The 17,423-nt window shown below is 51.5% G+C and carries 19 protein-coding genes and 1 riboswitch; of the genes, 5 read left to right on the top strand and 14 right to left on the bottom strand.

Going from position 1 to position 17,423, the window contains the following annotated elements:
* Window positions 1-272: 272 nt before the first annotated feature.
* From serS to RIN67_RS04310, 4 genes are all read right to left on the bottom strand, one after another.
* On the bottom strand, window positions 273-1,544 hold the full coding sequence (gene serS / locus RIN67_RS04325) for a serine--tRNA ligase (RefSeq protein WP_264999135.1): 1,272 nt from the start codon (window positions 1,542-1,544) through the stop codon (window positions 273-275).
* Window positions 1,545-1,825: 281 nt separating this feature from the next.
* Window positions 1,826-2,458: a deoxynucleoside kinase gene (locus RIN67_RS04320; RefSeq protein WP_313826002.1), complete on the bottom strand. Its 633-nt coding sequence runs from the start codon at window positions 2,456-2,458 to the stop codon at window positions 1,826-1,828.
* Window positions 2,459-2,664: 206 nt separating this feature from the next.
* Window positions 2,665-4,176, bottom strand: a complete 1,512-nt coding sequence (locus tag RIN67_RS04315; protein ID WP_390894355.1) for an amino acid permease — start codon at window positions 4,174-4,176, stop codon at window positions 2,665-2,667.
* 117 nt (window positions 4,177-4,293) lie between these two features.
* Window positions 4,294-4,473, bottom strand: a riboswitch (Lysine riboswitch).
* A gap of 66 nt (window positions 4,474-4,539) precedes the next feature.
* Window positions 4,540-5,076: a GNAT family N-acetyltransferase gene (locus RIN67_RS04310; protein ID WP_264999134.1), complete on the bottom strand. Its 537-nt coding sequence runs from the start codon at window positions 5,074-5,076 to the stop codon at window positions 4,540-4,542.
* An 89-nt stretch (window positions 5,077-5,165) separates the two neighbouring features.
* Here RIN67_RS04310 and RIN67_RS04305 point away from each other — a divergent pair, with 89 nt between their 5' ends.
* Window positions 5,166-5,957 carry a lp_1002 family arylesterase gene (locus tag RIN67_RS04305; protein ID WP_313826003.1) on the top strand — a complete coding sequence of 264 codons (792 nt, stop codon included), beginning with the start codon at window positions 5,166-5,168 and terminating at the stop codon, window positions 5,955-5,957.
* Between the two features lie 61 nt (window positions 5,958-6,018).
* On the opposite strand, the gene RIN67_RS04300 is transcribed toward RIN67_RS04305, so the two are convergent.
* The 7 genes from RIN67_RS04300 to RIN67_RS04270 form a co-directional block, all read right to left on the bottom strand.
* Window positions 6,019-6,687 (bottom strand): phosphatase PAP2 family protein, encoded by a 669-nt coding sequence (locus tag RIN67_RS04300; protein WP_264999132.1) that lies wholly within the window; start codon window positions 6,685-6,687, stop codon window positions 6,019-6,021.
* A gap of 100 nt (window positions 6,688-6,787) precedes the next feature.
* The gene (locus RIN67_RS04295) at window positions 6,788-7,243 is read right to left on the bottom strand and encodes a threonine/serine exporter family protein (protein WP_034545019.1); all 456 of its coding nucleotides are present in this window, start codon (window positions 7,241-7,243) and stop codon (window positions 6,788-6,790) included.
* A 12-nt stretch (window positions 7,244-7,255) separates the two neighbouring features.
* Window positions 7,256-8,011 carry a threonine/serine exporter family protein gene (locus RIN67_RS04290; RefSeq protein WP_024746848.1) on the bottom strand — a complete coding sequence of 252 codons (756 nt, stop codon included), beginning with the start codon at window positions 8,009-8,011 and terminating at the stop codon, window positions 7,256-7,258.
* A gap of 144 nt (window positions 8,012-8,155) precedes the next feature.
* Entirely contained in the window at window positions 8,156-8,803 is a 648-nt protein-coding gene (locus tag RIN67_RS04285; RefSeq protein ID WP_024746847.1) for a metal-dependent transcriptional regulator, read from the bottom strand.
* A 58-nt stretch (window positions 8,804-8,861) separates the two neighbouring features.
* A complete protein-coding gene (locus RIN67_RS04280; protein WP_313826004.1) occupies window positions 8,862-9,761 on the bottom strand; it encodes a cation diffusion facilitator family transporter in 900 nt (299 codons plus the stop codon).
* Between the two features lie 312 nt (window positions 9,762-10,073).
* Window positions 10,074-10,640, bottom strand: coding sequence for a GNAT family N-acetyltransferase (locus RIN67_RS04275; protein ID WP_264999131.1), 567 nt, complete (start codon window positions 10,638-10,640; stop codon window positions 10,074-10,076).
* A 532-nt stretch (window positions 10,641-11,172) separates the two neighbouring features.
* Entirely contained in the window at window positions 11,173-11,613 is a 441-nt protein-coding gene (locus RIN67_RS04270; protein ID WP_264999130.1) for a MerR family transcriptional regulator, read from the bottom strand.
* Between the two features lie 207 nt (window positions 11,614-11,820).
* Between RIN67_RS04270 and RIN67_RS04265 the strand changes: the two genes are divergently transcribed.
* Window positions 11,821-13,314: an MDR family MFS transporter gene (locus RIN67_RS04265; RefSeq protein WP_264999129.1), complete on the top strand. Its 1,494-nt coding sequence runs from the start codon at window positions 11,821-11,823 to the stop codon at window positions 13,312-13,314.
* Window positions 13,311-14,036: a DUF4811 domain-containing protein gene (locus RIN67_RS04260; protein ID WP_024746843.1), complete on the top strand. Its 726-nt coding sequence runs from the start codon at window positions 13,311-13,313 to the stop codon at window positions 14,034-14,036. The genes RIN67_RS04265 and RIN67_RS04260 overlap by 4 nt, the downstream gene beginning before the upstream one ends.
* Before the next feature lie 168 nt (window positions 14,037-14,204).
* On the opposite strand, the gene RIN67_RS04255 is transcribed toward RIN67_RS04260, so the two are convergent.
* Complete coding sequence (locus RIN67_RS04255; protein ID WP_024746842.1) at window positions 14,205-14,441, bottom strand: MerR family transcriptional regulator; 237 nt, start codon at window positions 14,439-14,441, stop codon at window positions 14,205-14,207.
* Window positions 14,442-14,658: 217 nt separating this feature from the next.
* Between RIN67_RS04255 and RIN67_RS04250 the strand changes: the two genes are divergently transcribed.
* Window positions 14,659-15,363, top strand: a complete 705-nt coding sequence (locus RIN67_RS04250; protein ID WP_264999128.1) for an AzlC family ABC transporter permease — start codon at window positions 14,659-14,661, stop codon at window positions 15,361-15,363.
* On the top strand, window positions 15,354-15,686 hold the full coding sequence (locus RIN67_RS04245) for an AzlD domain-containing protein (protein ID WP_264999127.1): 333 nt from the start codon (window positions 15,354-15,356) through the stop codon (window positions 15,684-15,686). Before RIN67_RS04250 ends, RIN67_RS04245 begins: the two co-directional genes overlap by 10 nt.
* A 564-nt stretch (window positions 15,687-16,250) precedes the next feature.
* On the opposite strand, the gene RIN67_RS04240 is transcribed toward RIN67_RS04245, so the two are convergent.
* Both RIN67_RS04240 and RIN67_RS04235 read right to left on the bottom strand, forming a co-directional pair.
* Window positions 16,251-16,655 carry a hypothetical protein gene (locus RIN67_RS04240; protein WP_024746839.1) on the bottom strand — a complete coding sequence of 135 codons (405 nt, stop codon included), beginning with the start codon at window positions 16,653-16,655 and terminating at the stop codon, window positions 16,251-16,253.
* A gap of 93 nt (window positions 16,656-16,748) precedes the next feature.
* The gene (locus RIN67_RS04235) at window positions 16,749-17,285 is read right to left on the bottom strand and encodes a GNAT family N-acetyltransferase (RefSeq protein WP_051413252.1); all 537 of its coding nucleotides are present in this window, start codon (window positions 17,283-17,285) and stop codon (window positions 16,749-16,751) included.
* Window positions 17,286-17,423 lie beyond the last annotated feature (138 nt).

The raw sequence follows: 17,423 nt of genomic DNA, 5'->3' as shown, positions 1-17,423 counted from the left end.
TTGAATAAATATTCGGAAAACTTTCAAACAATCTATTGTAACGGAACTCGCTCACAACAACTATTCTAATTTACCATGCCATCTAGCAGCTGTCAACAACTTTTTGAATATCTTTTTTGAATAAATATCCGTTAGTTGAATAACTACTCCCTCAACAACATTTATTATTCTAGCGTAACCCTGCATAAAAAGCTACCCCTTTTTTGCATTTTTTTGCAAAAAAGGCCAAAAAAACGGCCGGAAACGAATTCCCGACCGTGCATAACGCATTTTTACTTGGTAATCTTGGTGACGCCACCCATGTAAGGAACCAGAACTTCTGGAATCGTGACGGAACCATCGGCGTTTTGGTAGTTCTCCAAAATCGCTGCGACCGTCCGGCCCACAGCCAGTCCTGATCCGTTCAACGCGTGAACGTACTGCAACTTGCCCTTATCGTCCCGGTACTGGATATGTGCCCGACGTGCTTGGAAGTCCGTCGTATTCGAGCAACTTGAGATTTCCCGGTACGTGTCTTGTTCTGGGAACCAGACTTCCAAATCATGGGTCATCGCCGCCGTAAAGCTCATGTCACTAGTCGTCAGGGTAATCACATGGTAGGCCAACCCTAACTTCTGTAAGAGGTCCTCAGCGTGCTTAGTCAAAGACTCCAATTCATTCCAGGAATCTTCTGGCTTACAGAACTTCACCATTTCGACCTTGTTAAACTGGTGTAATCGGATCAACCCCCGGGTATCCCGGCCGGCACTCCCGGCTTCAGAACGGAAAGCGGGCGTCAACGCCGTAAACCAGACTGGCAAGTCCTCTTCAGGAATCACTTCATCCCGGTAGTAGTTGACCAATGGCACTTCGGCCGTAGGAATCAGCGTCATTTCTTCGTTCTTTAATTGGTAAACGTCTTGCTTAAACTTCGGGAATTGGCCCGTTCCGTACATCGAATCGTCATTCACAATGTAAGGTGGCAGAACTTCCTTGAAACCAGCTGCCGTGTTTTGGTCCAAGAAGAAGTTGTAGACTGCTCGCTCTAGCCGAGCCCCTAAGCCCATGTAGTACAGGTAACGACTCCCAGAGACCTTTGCGCCCCGTTCGAAGTCCAAGATACCCAGTTTTTCCCCAATTTCCCAGTGAGGCTTGGGCGTGAAGTCCAGGTTAGGCTTCTCTCCCCACTTGCGGATCTCAACACTACCGTCTTCCGTCAGACCAACTGGAACGTTGTCGTTAGGGATGTTAGGCAAGTGCGCCGCAGCATCGTGGACTTGGGCCTTCAGGTCATCCAATTGGGCATCGATCTTCTTGATGTCCCCACTGACCTGCCGCATTTCCGTAATCTTGTCGTCAGCATCCTGCTTGTTGCGCTTTAATTGGGAGATTTCGTCGGAAACCTTGTTCCGTTGGGCCTTCATGGTTTCACTCTTCACGATCAATTCCCGCCGCTGAGCGTCCATGGCTAACAAATCATCAATATCGGCTGGGTCAACGCCCCGGGTAGCCAACTTTTCCTTAATAAAATCCGGTTCTTGGCGAATCAACTTTAAATCTAGCATGTGTGTTACTCCCTTCTGGTAGTCGGTGAGACCAAAAAAGGCCCTCGTCACATGGGACGAAGACCTTCGCGGTACCACCCAAGTTCACCACTGGTCGCCCAGTGATACCCTTGAACATGATAACGGTTTGCACCGTGCAGCATTACCTGCCCACTATTTTAGTGCTGGAATCTTCGACGTTGTGGTTCACAGCTCCCCCACTTCTCTGACCGTCTACTTAATAGGCACCCGTGTTTAATAAGTTACGCCCATCATACCGCATTTTCTCCGGCGTGACAACACTAGAGCGTTGCAATCTTTTCATCAATTAGTTGTAAAACTTGTTGCCGGGCAGCGGAATCCTCAACGAAGTCGAGCGCATCCCCATTGATCTGCATCTTCGGCGACTTATCGTAGTTGGCGTACCAATCCGTATACCGTTGATCCAACTCCTTGTAGTAATCGTAGAGGCTCGGATCATTGGCAATCTGCTCGTAAGAACGACCCCGCTTCTTGATCCGTTCCAACATGGTCTCAAACGAGATGTTGATGTGGATCAATAGGTCCGGGTTCTTCCGGTAAGTGGCTTCTGGCAATTCCTGCATCATGTTCCGCAGCAGTGAATCGTAAATGTCCACTTCCGTGTTGGTGGCCCGTCCCAGATCAGCGTTCAAGTGGAAGAGTAAGGAATCTTCAAAGATTGAGCGATCCATCACGCTTTCCCGGTCGGCATTCGCCGCCTTGATGCTGTCCAGTCGTTTGTTTAAAAAGTAGATCTGCAGTAAGAAAGCATACTTCTGGGAATCCTTGTAGAATAGTGGCAAAATTTTGTTGTCATCCACCGATTCATAAAATGCTGGTTTGTGTAAGTGTTCTGCCAATAAACTGGTTAGACTCGTCTTTCCAGCCCCGATAGTTCCCGATAATACAAGCATGCGATCTCTCCTTTAATTCTATCCCGATACAGTGCCTTTGTGCACTGCCAAAAAGCAACACCACATATTGTACCAACCGGACGCCTAAAAGACAATATATCGTAGAAATTTTCCGGCCGTCACATCACAAGCATTGGCTAACCAGCAGACTAAAAAGCGGTCGCACCGGCTTCCCGGGCAACCGCTCATGCTTCATTTTGTTTTATCTAGCCTTGGTCTTGCTCAGCCGCAGCGTCGTCCTTCAACGTCCCGTCCTTGTGTACGGGGTAAACGTCGACCTTGTCCAACGGAATCAGCTTAGTGTGCTTCTTCAGCTTGTACCCAATAAACAGGATTAAGACTAACGGTACACTGATGTAAGTGACCAGAACTTGTTCCCAGTTCCCAGTGAAGAAGGATTGTGGATCTTGACCCACGATCACAGCCACACACAGAACCAATGCCAGGATTGGTCCGAATGGGAACCACTTTGCATGGTACTTCAATTCAGACAATTGGTGACCTTGCTTGATGAATGCCCGACGGAACCGGAAGTGAGACAACGCAATCCCGAACCAAGCAATGAATCCAGTCAGCCCACTAGCAGCCACTAACCACAGGTAAATCTGCGGGCCCGCAATACTACTAATGAACGTCAAGGCAGCCACGATTGTCGTTGCAATCAAAGCAAAGTAAGGAATCCCGTTCTTACCCGTGCGTTCCAAGAAGTGTGGTGCGTACCCTTCCTTAGACAGGGAGTACAGCATCCGCGTTGAGGCGTACATCCCAGAGTTGGCCGCGGAGATGACGGACGTCAAGATAACGGCGTTCATCACACTAGCCGCAGCAGCCAACCCGGCACGCCGGAAGACCAACGTAAAGGGACTGATGGCCACGTCACTAGCAGAAGACCCTAACAAATCATGACTGGTGTAAGGTAAGACAGCGGCGATTACAAAGATAGCTAAAATGTAGAATAAAATAATCCGCCAGAAGACTTGGTTGATGGCCTTAGGCACACTGTGTTGGGGATCCTTGGATTCTCCCGCAGTGATTCCGACCAGTTCCGTTCCTTGGAACGAGAATCCAGCGACCACGAAGACACTCAAGATGGCTGGGAAGCCACCCACGAATGGCGCTTGCTTGTAAGTGAAGTTGCTCAGGCCAGGACCCTTGCCGCCCATGATACCCACGATGGTCATTAACCCAACGGCTAAGAAGACGAAAATCGTGACCACCTTAATCAGTGACATCCAGAATTCGGTTTCCCCGAACGCCTGAACGGATAACGCGTTAATGGTCACAATAATCACTAACGCTAGTAAGCTCCAAATCCACCCTGGGACCCCGGGAAGCCAAAACTTCATGACCAACGCCGCCGTCGAAATATCCACGGCGACCGTAATCGCCCAGTTGAACCAGTAGTTCCAGCCCATCGCAAACCCTAACGCTGGATCAACGTACTTGGCTGAATAAGCGGCGAATGATCCAGAGATTGGCATGTTGGTCGCCATTTCTCCTAAACTGGTCATCAGGAAGTAGACCATCAGGCCCATCGCCGTATAGGCGACTAACGCCCCACCAGGTCCGGCCGTCGAAATCGCCGACCCACTGGCAACGAATAACCCAGTACCGATACAACCACCTAACGCAATCATCGAGACGTGTCGCGTCTTGAGACCCCGCTTAACCGAATCCGACGCCTTGCTCGTTGTTGCATTCACCATGCTTTGTTCCATAAAAACTTCCTCCTTCTGTGTATAGAAGGACCTTCTCGAAACGACCAGGGGTACTAAAAAATCTCTTCCACAAATTGCTTTGCGAAAGAGATTTGGAAGTCACAGATCCAAGTCAATATCGTTGAAAGCGCCCCGTAACCCTATCGGCTACGACAGTCCCTGATTTGTTGAATCAGGCCCCAACCCACAGCTTAGATAGCTCACTGTGAGTTTCGGCGATCGCCCCTTTAACATTCTTTCATCGGTGGTATCCACCTCCAAAATGCGACTCTTGTTGACCGCGCCTCTTCTATTCGATACTTGTAGTATACCCATCCCCTAATCGCATTGCAAGCTTAAATCTAAAATTTCCTCATGGTTCTCTCATTCAGTTAACTGACAGCGGTATAAGCAATGCCGGACTAAGCCCCAGGTAGCGGCATTAGGCACCATCATTTGGTCGTCAATCAATTCGAACGCTGACTTAATTAAAACCCGCTGTGAACGCGTATTGGTGGCCAAGGTCGTCGCCCAGACCGTGGTGACCTGGGGGAATTGCCGGGGCAGTGCCGCTAGCCAAGCGGTCAAGGCCTCGGGCATCAACCCCCGGCCCCAAAACTCCGGAGCCAACAGGTACCCGACATCTAAGGCCCGTGGGCTGGGAGCCCCCGTTGCTTCCACGTGCGGATAACCAATCAAGGTCCCAATCAGTCGATTTGTCGCCGGCCAAACGATGCCGTAATGCACGGGTTGTTGCCGATCAGCCGCTAAACTTGCCGCCACGCGTTGCGCAGAGACCGGCAGACTCAGCCCGGCCGGACCGGCCACAGTGGGATTCGTCAGCAGCTCCTGGTAAGCCGTTAGCTGGCTTTCCGTTAACGGACTCAGGCGCAACCGCGGCGTCGTCAATTCTGGATGCATTCTCTCACCGTCCCTTTCGTCCTGCTCTAGATGCGGTACAATGATACCATAGTACTAGTTAACTTTAATCAAAATCAGGAGGTTTTTCCATGCAAATCATTACGCAATCATTAGGTGCTGATACGCAAGCCTACTTACGCGGTTATCTGCGTCAAGATGCACCCCAAGCCACCTATCCGGCGATGATCATCGTTCCCGGCGGTTCTTACACGCACATTCCGGAACAGCAAGCTGAAGATCTCGCCATGGCTTGGTTTGCGCGGGGCTACCAAGCCTTCTTCTTACGGTACAGCTTTGCTGGCGAAAAAAAACCACTGCTTCCCGCACCAGTCGTCGAACTGGCTCGAAGCGTGGCCAGTCTGCGTGAACACGCGGCGGATTGGCAGATCGATGCCGCCCATATCAACGTTGCTGGCTTCTCCGTAGGGGGACATATCGTGGCCCTCTTCAACGATCTCTGGGCAACCGACCACCTCAACCAGCTGGCCGGGACCACGCCCACTCAGATTCATCCCCACGCAATTCTCCTGGGTTACCCCGTGATCACCCCGCAAGCCGGCTTCCCCAACGACGCCGCCACGTTAGCCCAGTGGACGGATGACCCCGCTCAAATCGCTGCGGACCAACGCGTCACCGCACAAAACGCGCCGACCTTTGCCTGGGTCACCGCCAACGACCCACTGGTTCCCGTGCAAAACACGCTAGCCTACGTGCAATCCTCACTGGCTCACGGCGTGGACACCGAACTGCACATCTTCCACAACGGTCCCCACGGTTTGGCCTTAGCCAACCAAGTAACCGCTTGGAAGCCGGGGAGTAATCTGCCTCACGTTGCTCACTGGATCGACCTCGCGACCGAATGGCTGGCCGACCTCAACTAAGACTTCACTAAAGCAAAATCGCCCGTGATTGTCCACCGACAACCACGAGCGATTTTTTTAGCTAAACTTCTGAATGGGTCAATAACGGCCAGCGCTTCATTACCGGCGCGAGTCGGATGTACAGCCCCTGGGCAATCTGCAACCACAGGTAAGCCAATAATAAGGCGCCAATCGTGTCCGTTGGGAAATGCGCACCCACGTAGATCCGTGAAATCATGACCATAATGATCCAGACGATCACAATCAGGCGCACCAACCAGGCCCGCCATGGCGTTGCAATCATGGGAATCAAGATCAGCCAAATCATCGCCATCAACAGGAAGGTCCCAAAAACGTGCCCGCTGGGGAAACTGTACCCGTTATCGATGGCCAAATGACCAGCTGGCCGGGCCCGCTGCACTAGGTCCTTGACCACGTAGGCCACCACGTCACCGCCGGCTAAAGTCGCTAGACACCAGACTGCCGGAATCTTGAACTTGAATCCCCATAACAGGAACGCCAAAATCACCGTCCACACGATGATCATCTTGGGCTCCATCAACGTGGCCACACCACGCCAGAACAACATTCTCCCGTTAGACTGGTCCTTTTGCACCACATCGATCACCGATGAGTCCAAAAAAGCCACGTAAGCATTTTGCGCCTTCACGTAAAAGGCCAGAATCAAAAAAAGAATCGTGGTGAGACCAAATTTCCAGGGCCGGTCCCGATCCCGATTAAAAAGCATCATAATAATAGATTCCTTTCGTCGTCTCTAAGTCTAAAATCCCTCGCAATTGAGTATACCACCCAACCCCATTTTTCTAAACGGAAGTCAGGTTAACAATTGTTTAAAACCGCTTATGTTGCCGCCAAACCCGTTGTCGCAGACGATTAACCAATTCAGATAACAAGAAACCAAACGCAATCGCACCGGAGATCATCACCACTTGTAACAAGAAGACCAGGGCCTGATTATTCTGCCCCAGTGCAAAGTTCTTAATCATCTCGTAGGCTTGGCCTCCGGGCACTAACGGGACTAACGCCGGAATGTTAAAGAGAATCATCGGCATCTTCTTCCAGCGCGCCGCCTGCAAGGACGCCACGCCAATCACCACGGCCCCTAACAGGTTGCCGATCACGTAGCCGCCGCCCCACAGAACGATGAACCGGTAGACCAGATATCCCAGAACCCCGATCAGCCCGCCCATATTCAGGGCCCGGCGGGGGATGTTCAGGAGGACCCCGAAGGCAATTGTGGCCACGTAGGTTCCTATTACTTCAATCACAAATTCAATCACGGTCATGCTGAGACCCCCTTACCAGAATTGTAGAACCATGGCGATACCGAACCCGATGGCGGCGGCACTGACCAGTGCCTCCACGCCACGCGCAGGACCACTCACCAGGTTTCCCGCCAAGATATCCCGGACCGAGTTAGTAATGGGTACACCCGGAACCAGTGGCATCACACTACCGATAATGATGTCGTCGGCATTGTTCCCCAGTCCCAGTTGGGTCCCCAAGACCGCTAGCAGGCCAATCACCACCGCCGCCGCAAATTCAGACAGAAAGCGAATCCGAACGTACTTGCTTAACAGGTAATACACGATCCAGCCCAACGTCCCCACGACGCAGGTAATCCAAAAGTCTGGCAGGTTGTGCCGAAAGACCACTTCCAACGGGCCACTGACCAAAGCCGCTGCAATGACCTGAACCCAGAACGGAAAGTACTTACTGGTGGCATCTAGATGGTCCAAATGATCTGCGAATTCCTGTAACGTGATGTCGTGCGTCGCAAACTTACGCGAGAGGTCGTTGACCACCGAAATCTTTTCCAAATCAAAGGTCCGTCGCTTAACGGGTTCAATCTGCGCGCCCACTTCCCCGTTAATGGCCATCAGGATTCCGGTAATCATCACGAATAGCTGACTGGTCCGCGCTCCGGCGTTCTTCGCAATCCGTGCCATGGTATCTTCCACCCGTTCAATCTCCGAGCCATTCTCGATCATGATGCGTCCGGCTGTCAATGCCGTATGTAAAATCAATTGATCGCGGTCCTTCGACGACTGCATGCGACCGCCTCCTGTTTTCATAAAGTTTTTAATTTATTATACGCCGGGACCGCTACGGGGAAAATAACGAATCCGTTAAAATCTGCCCCATAGAGCCCAAAAAAGCGTCCGAGAAAGCCTCTCGAACGCGGGTTAGCTGATTATTTACTTCACAAAAATATAGTGGGCAGCCTTGTAACTCACAATCAACTGCGCATCGTCCGTGAGGTTCTGCACCGTCACGGGGCCCTCGAATGGGTCGTGCTTCAAAACCTTTAATTGGTCCCCAATGTCGAGCTTCAAGTCGCCTAAGTAGGTCAATAGGTCGTGGTTATCAATAAACCGGTCGACCGTGACCACGTCGCCATCCTTGGCATCGTTCAACACCGTATGACTATCCTCGTGGTAGTGCCCGGAACGGTCCGGGATGACGCCACCATGCGGGCAATGCGTGGGATGACCTAGCATGTCGTCCAGCGCATCAATCAACTTGGGACTAGTCACATGTTCCAACACTTCAGCCTCATCGTGAACGTCGGGCAACGCGTAGCCTAACTTCTCGATCAAGAAGTCTTCCCAGATCCGGTGTTTGCGCACCAAATCTTCTGCTAGTCGAATACCCTTGCTAGTTAACGAGATACCCGCGTACGGGGTGTGTTCCGCGAGTCCTTCGGCGGCCATCTTGTTGACCATTTCGGTCACGGAGCCCGCCGCAATATTCAAACTAATAGCGATTTGCTTATTGGAAACCTTCTTTTGCCGACCGCCTAGTTCGAAAATAATCTTTAAATAGTCCTCCTTCATCGGAGTCATTCGTCGTTCACCTCATCTAAATCGTGTTTCTTACCATCAACGTGTTGGTAACCAAGGACTAGTCGTGCCGCCAATCATTTTGCTTATAAAAGAGGGATTCGTCCTTTCCCCGGTAGCACTCCGCCTGAATCGTGACGTGATTTACGTTGTACTTATGACACAGCAACGCTTCAATCTGCCGGTAGACCGGTTCAATCTGACTCAACGGCAGATCTTGCATGTTCACGTGGACCGAAAAGACCAAGTTGTTCTCATCAATCTGCCAAGCGTGCAGATGGTGAACGCCCTTGATCTCCGGCAGCGCACAAATATCGTGGGCAATGGCGTCATAATCCAGCTTGGGCGCCCCTTTCATCAAGATGGCAAAGGTCTGCTTCACGATAGGCCACGATTCATAAACGATGTAGCCGGCTACCAAAATCGTAATCGTTGGGTCGACCCAGCTAATCTGCCAAACGGTGATCAGAATCGCCCCAATGATGACCCCGATGGAAGCCAATGCATCACTTAAGAGGTGCAAGTAGGTTGCCCGAATATTCAAGTTATGCTTCGCCCCGTGATTCAAGAGGATCGTCGATAGCAAGTTCGCCGCAAAACTGACGATTGCTACCAGCAACATCACGTCACCCTTGACCGGTTCCGGCGCCAATAGTCGGCGAACCGCCTCGACAGCCAAGATCACCGAAATCACAATCAAAACGCCGGCATTCAAAAGCGCCGTCAAAATCTCGACCCGGCGATACCCAAACGTATTCTGCCGCGTCTGGCGCCGCCGACCAATTCGGTGGGCCACGTAACTCAAGACGACCGAAACGGCATCTCCCAAGTTATGAAAAGCGTCGGATAATAAGGAAAGGCTCCCCGATAGTAAGCCACCTAGCAACTCAAATACCGTAATCACGACATTCAGTACCGTCACTAATAGGAAGCGGCCACCTGCCAAACTTTTATTCTCCACTAGTCTCGCCTCCGTTACCAAACCTGCCTCTATTATGACAGAGTTTAGGGCGAAAGAAAAGTCAGTGTTGGGGTTCCCTGAACCCGTTTCCCGCAAATTATAAAAAAATAACGGCGGAGGCGTGAAACCATCCCCACTTTTCCCCTAACGTTTAGGGGCGCAACCACTATGTGTCTGCCAGCGGTGAATTTTCCAAATCGGCTCGCACAATCTCAAAAAGCAGCTTGCTCACGGAAAATTCCGTTTAGCAGGCTGCCTTGGCGTTAAATTGCTTCATTATAATTCCGGTCAATTGGAAGCGCTTCGCCTGAACTAGGCCCAGGTTGGTTGGACCAGATGTTCTGGCTTCACGTGCGCCGTTACCCGTTCATAGGCAAAGTCTTTGACCCCAGACATCTCTGGGCCCATCCCAGACAAGTCAATCTTTCCCGTCGGCGTAAAGCCGTTCTTCTTAATAATGTGTTGCATGGCCATATTTTGTGGATGCGTGTCGATCCGAATACTTTCGATAGTTTCGGCCTGATCAATCTGCGCAAATAACCGCTGGAATAATTCCCCAGCTAACCCGCGACCGTGATGGTGGGCCGATACTGCTACGCGATGAATCGCTAAGTACGGCGCCTGTTTGGTCAACCACTGACCTTCAATCTGTTGGTACGTCGGATCGACGCCAGGAATGATTGCGGCAGTGCCTAAGATCTCCTGGTCTTCCTCCAGCACGACCGTCCACCCCTGGTGAATGTCGTCGACTAAGACCGCCGTGTTGGGATAAGTTCCCTGCCATTGGTCGATTTCCTGAGCCGCCAAGAGTTGCCGGCCGTCCCGAATAATTGCTTCAATTTGTGGCAAATCCGCCATCGTAGCTTGTCGTAACAGCATGTGTAACACCATCCTTCATGTGATTGATTTAAACGATTTAGCAATCTTAACACGTTCGATTGAAAACACAAGCCATTAAAACCATCTTTTTTCAGGCTAACCGCTTAAACTAACCAAAAGTAAGGAATACCAAGGGATAGCGATTCCCATTATTTTCTCATTTTATTAGTTATTCTTCATTTAACGGGCCATCCCGCCATAGAAAAAGCCCCTCCCGAAGAACCTTCTAAACTTCGAGAGGAGCCTATGGCGGCAACCGGCGGCGAGTCGAAAATCAAAGCAAGTTAATTTTCAAAAACACGTCATTTCAGTTACGATCGCTTACGTTAGCCTATGACTAGCGTAGTCCAAGCGCAAGTATACGCGCTATTACATATGGTTATTCGCCTAGTTACAACACGTTAAATAACATGATTGACTGCTAATCCAGCCAGAAGATCGATCAGCATCGAAGGTCTTTACTGCCACCGACTGAACTCCGCCACAACTTTAGCCTACCATTCTCGTCGCCGTTGCACAACGAAAAGGGCCCCTATTTAGCCGGATCCAAGCGAAATCGCCAACTGTTATCCTGGCGATACGCCACCAGGTGATAAGCCGGTTCCGGGTCAAAGGTCCCCAGATCAATCGTCTCCTGGTGGTCATCGGCCGTCAGCCGAATGAACCGCTGTTCAAAGAAAGAGCGTAAGATTTCCGCGTAAACGCCACGTTTGCGGGCCCGGGCAACGGCACTGCTCAACGTATACCCTTGGTCGAGGAACTGCTTGATCTGCTTGACCTGAATCACCGTTTTATAGGAAAACTTACGGTTGCCCCCCTCCGTTAATTCGGAACTTTGGATATACCCCTTACGTTCCCAGTACCGCAGCTGACTGGTCGAGACCCCCGTGACCCGGGCAACGTCCCCGATTCCCAGAATCATTTCATCAATTGGTACTTTTTTTAAAAAATTAGCAACATCGTTTTCTAACACGTCGACCACCTTAGTCCTTTAATTGGCCAACACCCAGTTTATCCGGATGGAAGCGCTTGTGAATCTTGTAAAATTATTTCATCTTATTGTTTACTTTTCTCCAAACAGTATATATTTTCTAAAACAGTTGTCAAGCTAGTTGACAAAAGAGTCTAATCTGCGTATATTTGTTCCAGAAATAATTTTTAGGATAAAGAGGGAATTAATTTGGGAAAAGCAATTGATACCAACGGTAAGTCCTATAACCGGGGCTTACTGGTGGCGCTTCTATTGATTGGAAGTTTTTGTACCGTCTTAAACCAAACGATTCTGTCGACCGCCTTTCCAACCTTAATGAAGGCTTTCGACGTTTCGACATCTACTGTTCAATGGTTGACCACGGGGTTCTTGCTGGTCAACGGGATCATGATCCCCATCAGCGCTTGGCTGATCAACAGTATCAGTTCTAAGTGGCTCTACATCGGGGCCATGACCATCTTCTTAGCCGGGACCATCATCTGCTGGTCCGCCATCAACTTCCCGATGATGTTAATCGGACGGTTGATCCAGGCTGTAGGGGTTGGGATTTCGATGCCGCTGCTGCAAACCATGATGCTGACGATCTTCCCCGCCAACAAACGGGGAACTGCCATGGGACTAGCCGGAATCGTTGTCGGTTTGGCCCCAGCGATTGGTCCGACCCTGTCCGGGTGGGTCATCGATAATGCAACTTGGCGAGACCTATTCGGAATGATCATCCCCATCGTCACCGTCGTGATCATTGCCAGCTTCTGGATCATGCGTAGTGTTCTGGAAACTGAAAAGTCGCCGTTAGACTTCCTATCCGTCTTACTCTCTACGATTGGGTTCGGGAGCATGCTGTACGGCTTCTCCTCCGTCGGGGACGACGGCTGGGGCAGCACCAAGGTTCTCTCGACGCTGATTGTCGGGGTCATCTTCGTTGCCCTGTTCATCTGGCGACAACTCAAGATGGACGACCCATTCCTGAACTTCCGGGTCTACAAGTCTAAGGAGTTCACGGTCGCGGCCATCCTGAGTTCCGTGGTCATGATGGCCATGGTCGGGGTCGAAATGGTCATTCCGCTGTACCTGCAAATGGTCAAAGGAATGTCGGCCTTCCACTCCGGATTGACCCTCTTAGCGGGGGCCCTCATGATGGGGATTATGAGTCCCATTACCGGACGCGCATTTGACCGCTTCGGCGCCAAGCGTTTGGCTTTAATGGGGATGTTCCTCTTAACGGCCGGAACGTTACCGTTTGCCTGGCTGACCAAGGACTCAGCTACCATGTACATCGTGGTCCTCTACGCCATTCGGATGTTCGGGATCGCCATGGTCATGATGCCTGCAACTACCGCCGGGATGAACGCCTTACCCATGAACTTAATCAGTCACGGGACGGCGGTCAACAACACCCAACGGCAAGTCGCCAGTTCCGTGGGGACGGCGCTGCTGGTCAGTGTCTTGACTAACGTGACCAAGAACCAGATGCCAGCTAAGCACCTCTTGACCACGAATCCATTGGCTTACGCCGACAACGCAATCAACGCGACCCTGTCGGGGTACCACGCCGCTTTCTGGATTGCCATCGGCTTCAGTGTCATTGCTTTAATTGTGGCGATGTTCTTAAAGGGCAGCAACCACTCCACTCACGTTGCTGATAGTGAACCGGCAACGGCCAAAGGAGGTGCCGCAGAATGATTGTGATTCTCTTAATCTTAGCGGTCATCGGAGCCTTCGTCTGCTACGTCTACATGTCCAACCGCGTGCTCAGTAACCTGATCACCCTAGGCTTGATCCTGGTCATGGGCGTCAGCGGAGTCTTCATCGTGAAAAACGACCGTGACCACTACGGCCTGCACAACGTCACCACCACCACGACCCAGACCATCTACTCGGCCTCTCCTTCCAAGCAGATGCCCATGATGATCTACCAGTCACTGGGGACTGCTGATAAGCACCGGGTCTACGTCTACAAGACCAGCGCCAACGCGAAAAAGACGCACCACACGACGGCTAAGGTCACCACGACCAACACGGTCAAGCGGACCACGGGTAAGAACCGGATCGTGACCCAAAAGACTTACCGGGAATACCAGTCTAAGGCCTACAAGTTCTGGTTTGGCCTGGCCGATAACGGTCACCAATACGTCAAGGAACACAATACGATCTACCTGAACCAGGATTGGACGGTTCTCAGTACCCAACAGGCTAAGCAACTGCAAAAGAAGGCGCAGTCTAAGGCCTACCAAGCACAACAAAAAAAGGCCGCCAAAGCCTACGTTCAAAAGCAAGTGATGGCTGCCATGACTAAGGATCCGACCATGAGTGCCGCTCAACGGCAAAAGGTCATCCAACAAGCCACGGCCGCATACCAAGCACAAGCCATGCAACGCCTGATTACCCAAATTAAACAAGGTTAACCCAGCGTTTAACGGGTTAACGACGAAAAGGCAGATCCCCCATCAACTTCCGGGGGACCTGCCTTTTTCTGTATTCTTAATGATCGACCGCAACACGTACGGCCTAGAAGCCAAAAAAATAGCGGAGGCCTATCGCCTGCCGCTAATCATCTTCTTGGTTTGAGTCGGCTAGACCTGAGTCATCTTGGCCTGGGCTTGCCGACAACGCGGCATTAAGCCGGATAAGTCACTCAAAGACGTGCCGTTATCCTGAAAGCATTGAATCATATCGATCCAATACAGATCGGAGTCATCGAATTCCGTTGCCGAGTGGTCGGTCCCCAATAATCCGTTCTTGACGTACTCCTCTACGCGCTGCTTGTCAACGTGCGCTGATTGCGCCAATTCAGTTAAGTTCATCTTCATCGTCACTACCCCACTTTCTTCACTGCTTTTTTATCAATGAGAGTATCATACAACCGCTATTTTGAAAAAGCAACCCTTCCACGCCAACTTTTTTTACCAATTTTTTACACTAATTTTGGTAGGAGTCTTTACCCCCATTTAGGGTAAGCGTAGACTAGTTTTTAACCCATTAGTAATGGACTAAATTGATCATTTCTTTACGAAAGGAGTCCTGCCTATGACCCCAGACCTCACGTTTCGGGCTGGTCTGAAAGACGTCCTGCCCACCGTCTTCGGTTACATCGGCGTGGGCCTAGCCTTCGGGATCGTTGCCCACACCAGCCACCTCAGCCTTCTGATGGTGGCCGCGCTATCCTTTATCGTCTACGCCGGTTCGGCCCAGTTCATCATCGCCAGTATGCTCCTGGCCGGGAATCCGCTATCCGCCATTATTTTTTCCACGTTTTTGGTTAATTCCCGAATGATCCTTATGAGCACCAGCCTCGCGCGCTACTTCCGCCACGAATCCTTAGGCAAGAACCTGATGCTGGGGGCGCTAGTCACCGACGAGACCTTCGCGTTAGCCATGAACAAGCAGAACCATACTCAGGGACGGTTAAGCTACGCTTGGCAGAACGCGGCGAACTGGGTCGCCTACTTAGTCTGGGGTGGTTCGACCATCATCGGGGCCATCCTAGGCGGCTTGATTCCCAACCCCGACCAGTTCGGCTTTGACTTCGCCCTGACCGCCATGTTCATCGGCTTGGTCTACCTCCAATTAATCAGCGACCGCCACCTGGGGATGACCCGCCAACTCCTGGTGATGGCCTGTGTGGCCTTAAGTTATTATCTCATGATTCGGGTTCTCGACGCCAACTTATCGCTCTTGGGGGCCACAATTGTGGGCTGTTTGTTCGGAATGGAGATGAAGCGATGTCATTGACCTTAACGGAGCTCTGGGTCGTCTTGGGATGTGGCGCCGTCACGTTACTATCCCGAGTGCTTCCCTTCGCCCTTTTGAAAAAATTTAAGCTTCCCGCTGGTGTGATCGATTTTCTGACTTTTGTCCCCATCGCCATCATGACCGCGCTGTGCTGCCAGAACCTATTCGTCGCCCATCCGGGACACTGGGCGACCCTCAACCTTGCCAACTGCTACGCCGCGATTCCCGCCACGTTAGCCGGCATCTTCACCAAGAGCTTATTGGCCGTGGTGGTCGTGGGCATCATGGCCATGGCAATCTTGCGGTACTTCCAGATTGGTTAGTTACCTGGCCCACTGACCGTATAATCGCCTAACTGATCGTTTAGAGTGGAACAAAAAGTGGAGCTGGCTGCCTTGGGTCGCAGATTTCAGCACCGTAGCGGTATCGTTAAGCACGCGAAAGGCGTCTGGACATTTGTCCAGACGCCTTTCCTACGTTTAGCCAAGGGGCAGACTGTAGCAGTCCCCCCGCCTTACCGGTTGGGCCTGAAGAGGCTGGAGCGTGGTGGGCACGACTTGAAGCCCTGAAAGCCCCAGGTCTTCAAGCTCGGCCTTTGGGTAAGCCAGCTCAAAACGCTGACTAACCCAAACGACACCACTGAGCCTCTTCAGGCCCAACCTCACGGCTAAATTGAGTGTTTCCCAAAACAGTGTTTCCTAATGTTTGAACAACATATGTGACTGCTAAAACCAAATAATCAGGCAAGCCCTATTGGGTTTCGAATCAACAATCCGCTTGGGGACCACGGCCTGTTGGTAAATCGTGTTCCGATATGGTTACACGACTGTAAGCCGAGAGGACGGCCAGACAAGGCGGATGACGATTGCAAATGTCTTGGTTAGAATCTAGTCTTCGCTGTCGACCATTCGCCAGTTGCCTTCATCGGCCCGCGAGATGTCATTCAAGAACTTCAGAACCCGCTTGGCCCGGTTCGGTTGTTGGGCGTTCAATACGTTCAAGCCTTCCCCCGTAATCATGGGCGCACTCAAGCGGAAGTTCTGTTCATCCTGTTCACCGGTCGCAAACGCCACCACGGTCTCTCCCGACTCGATCTGCGTGGTCAAGAAGAACATGGTAAAGTCATCGTCTGCCGTCATGTAAGCCGGCATGGCCCAGATATCCGGCGCAATCTCCTGCATCTCACCGTCTAGGAACTTAAACTCCTTGTGGTTCGCTTGCGTTACCGGTTGCTTCAACACCAACATCATCTTGGCAAATTCATCATCGCCTAATTGTAACTGGTCTTTCATGGTCGTTTTTCCTCCTTATGACGCTCCAGGCGTCTATCAGATGACAACTAAAAAGGCGCCACGGTCAGTCGCCGAGCGCCTTCACGTTTAAAGTTAGTTCATCACACTGATTGGCTTACCAATCTCGAGTTGCATATGGTCATAGACGTGGTCCCCAATCATCTGGGTCCCCGTAACCTGGTAACCCATCCGGTCATATAGGCGGAAGGCGCCCGGGTTCTCCCGGTCGACGTTCAACCCAATGACCGCTTGACGATCACGCCGGGCGTAGTACGGCAGCGCTTGTAACAACTGCCGGCCAATCCCGTGACCCTGATAGTTCGGATCCACTGCCAGGGAGTCCAAGTACCACTCACCTGCACTGGTTTCGGATTCCGCTTCGTACGGTTCGTCAAAAGCCGCACTCTGCGCGGTCAGATCTGCCATCACATCATCTACGATCTCTTCTCGTTCTCCAGGATAGCCAAAGGCCACCCCCACGACTTGGCCATCGGCCTCGGCCACCACCGTGGTTGCCGCACCGGACAGGTATGTCGGGTTGCGGTACGCCGCCGTGATGACCTTCAGTAAGTCGGGGCCCGGAACGTCTTCCAGGTCGGTCAGAGCCATTTCATCATAGATCAAGTTCATCAGTGGCGCTATCTGAGGGGCGTCCACCGGTTGAGCTTCACGAATTATCACAAAAAATCCTCCATTTCTCTAGTTCAATCACTAGATTAACGGAGGATTAAAGAATTGTCAACGGATTTGCCAAGTCGCGCTTAGTGC

This window comes from Levilactobacillus namurensis (assembly GCF_032197885.1).
Lineage (GTDB): Bacteria > Bacillota > Bacilli > Lactobacillales > Lactobacillaceae > Levilactobacillus > Levilactobacillus namurensis_A.
The sequence above is the reverse complement of the archived record's forward strand: the minus strand, read 5'-3'. Positions and strand labels throughout refer to the sequence as shown.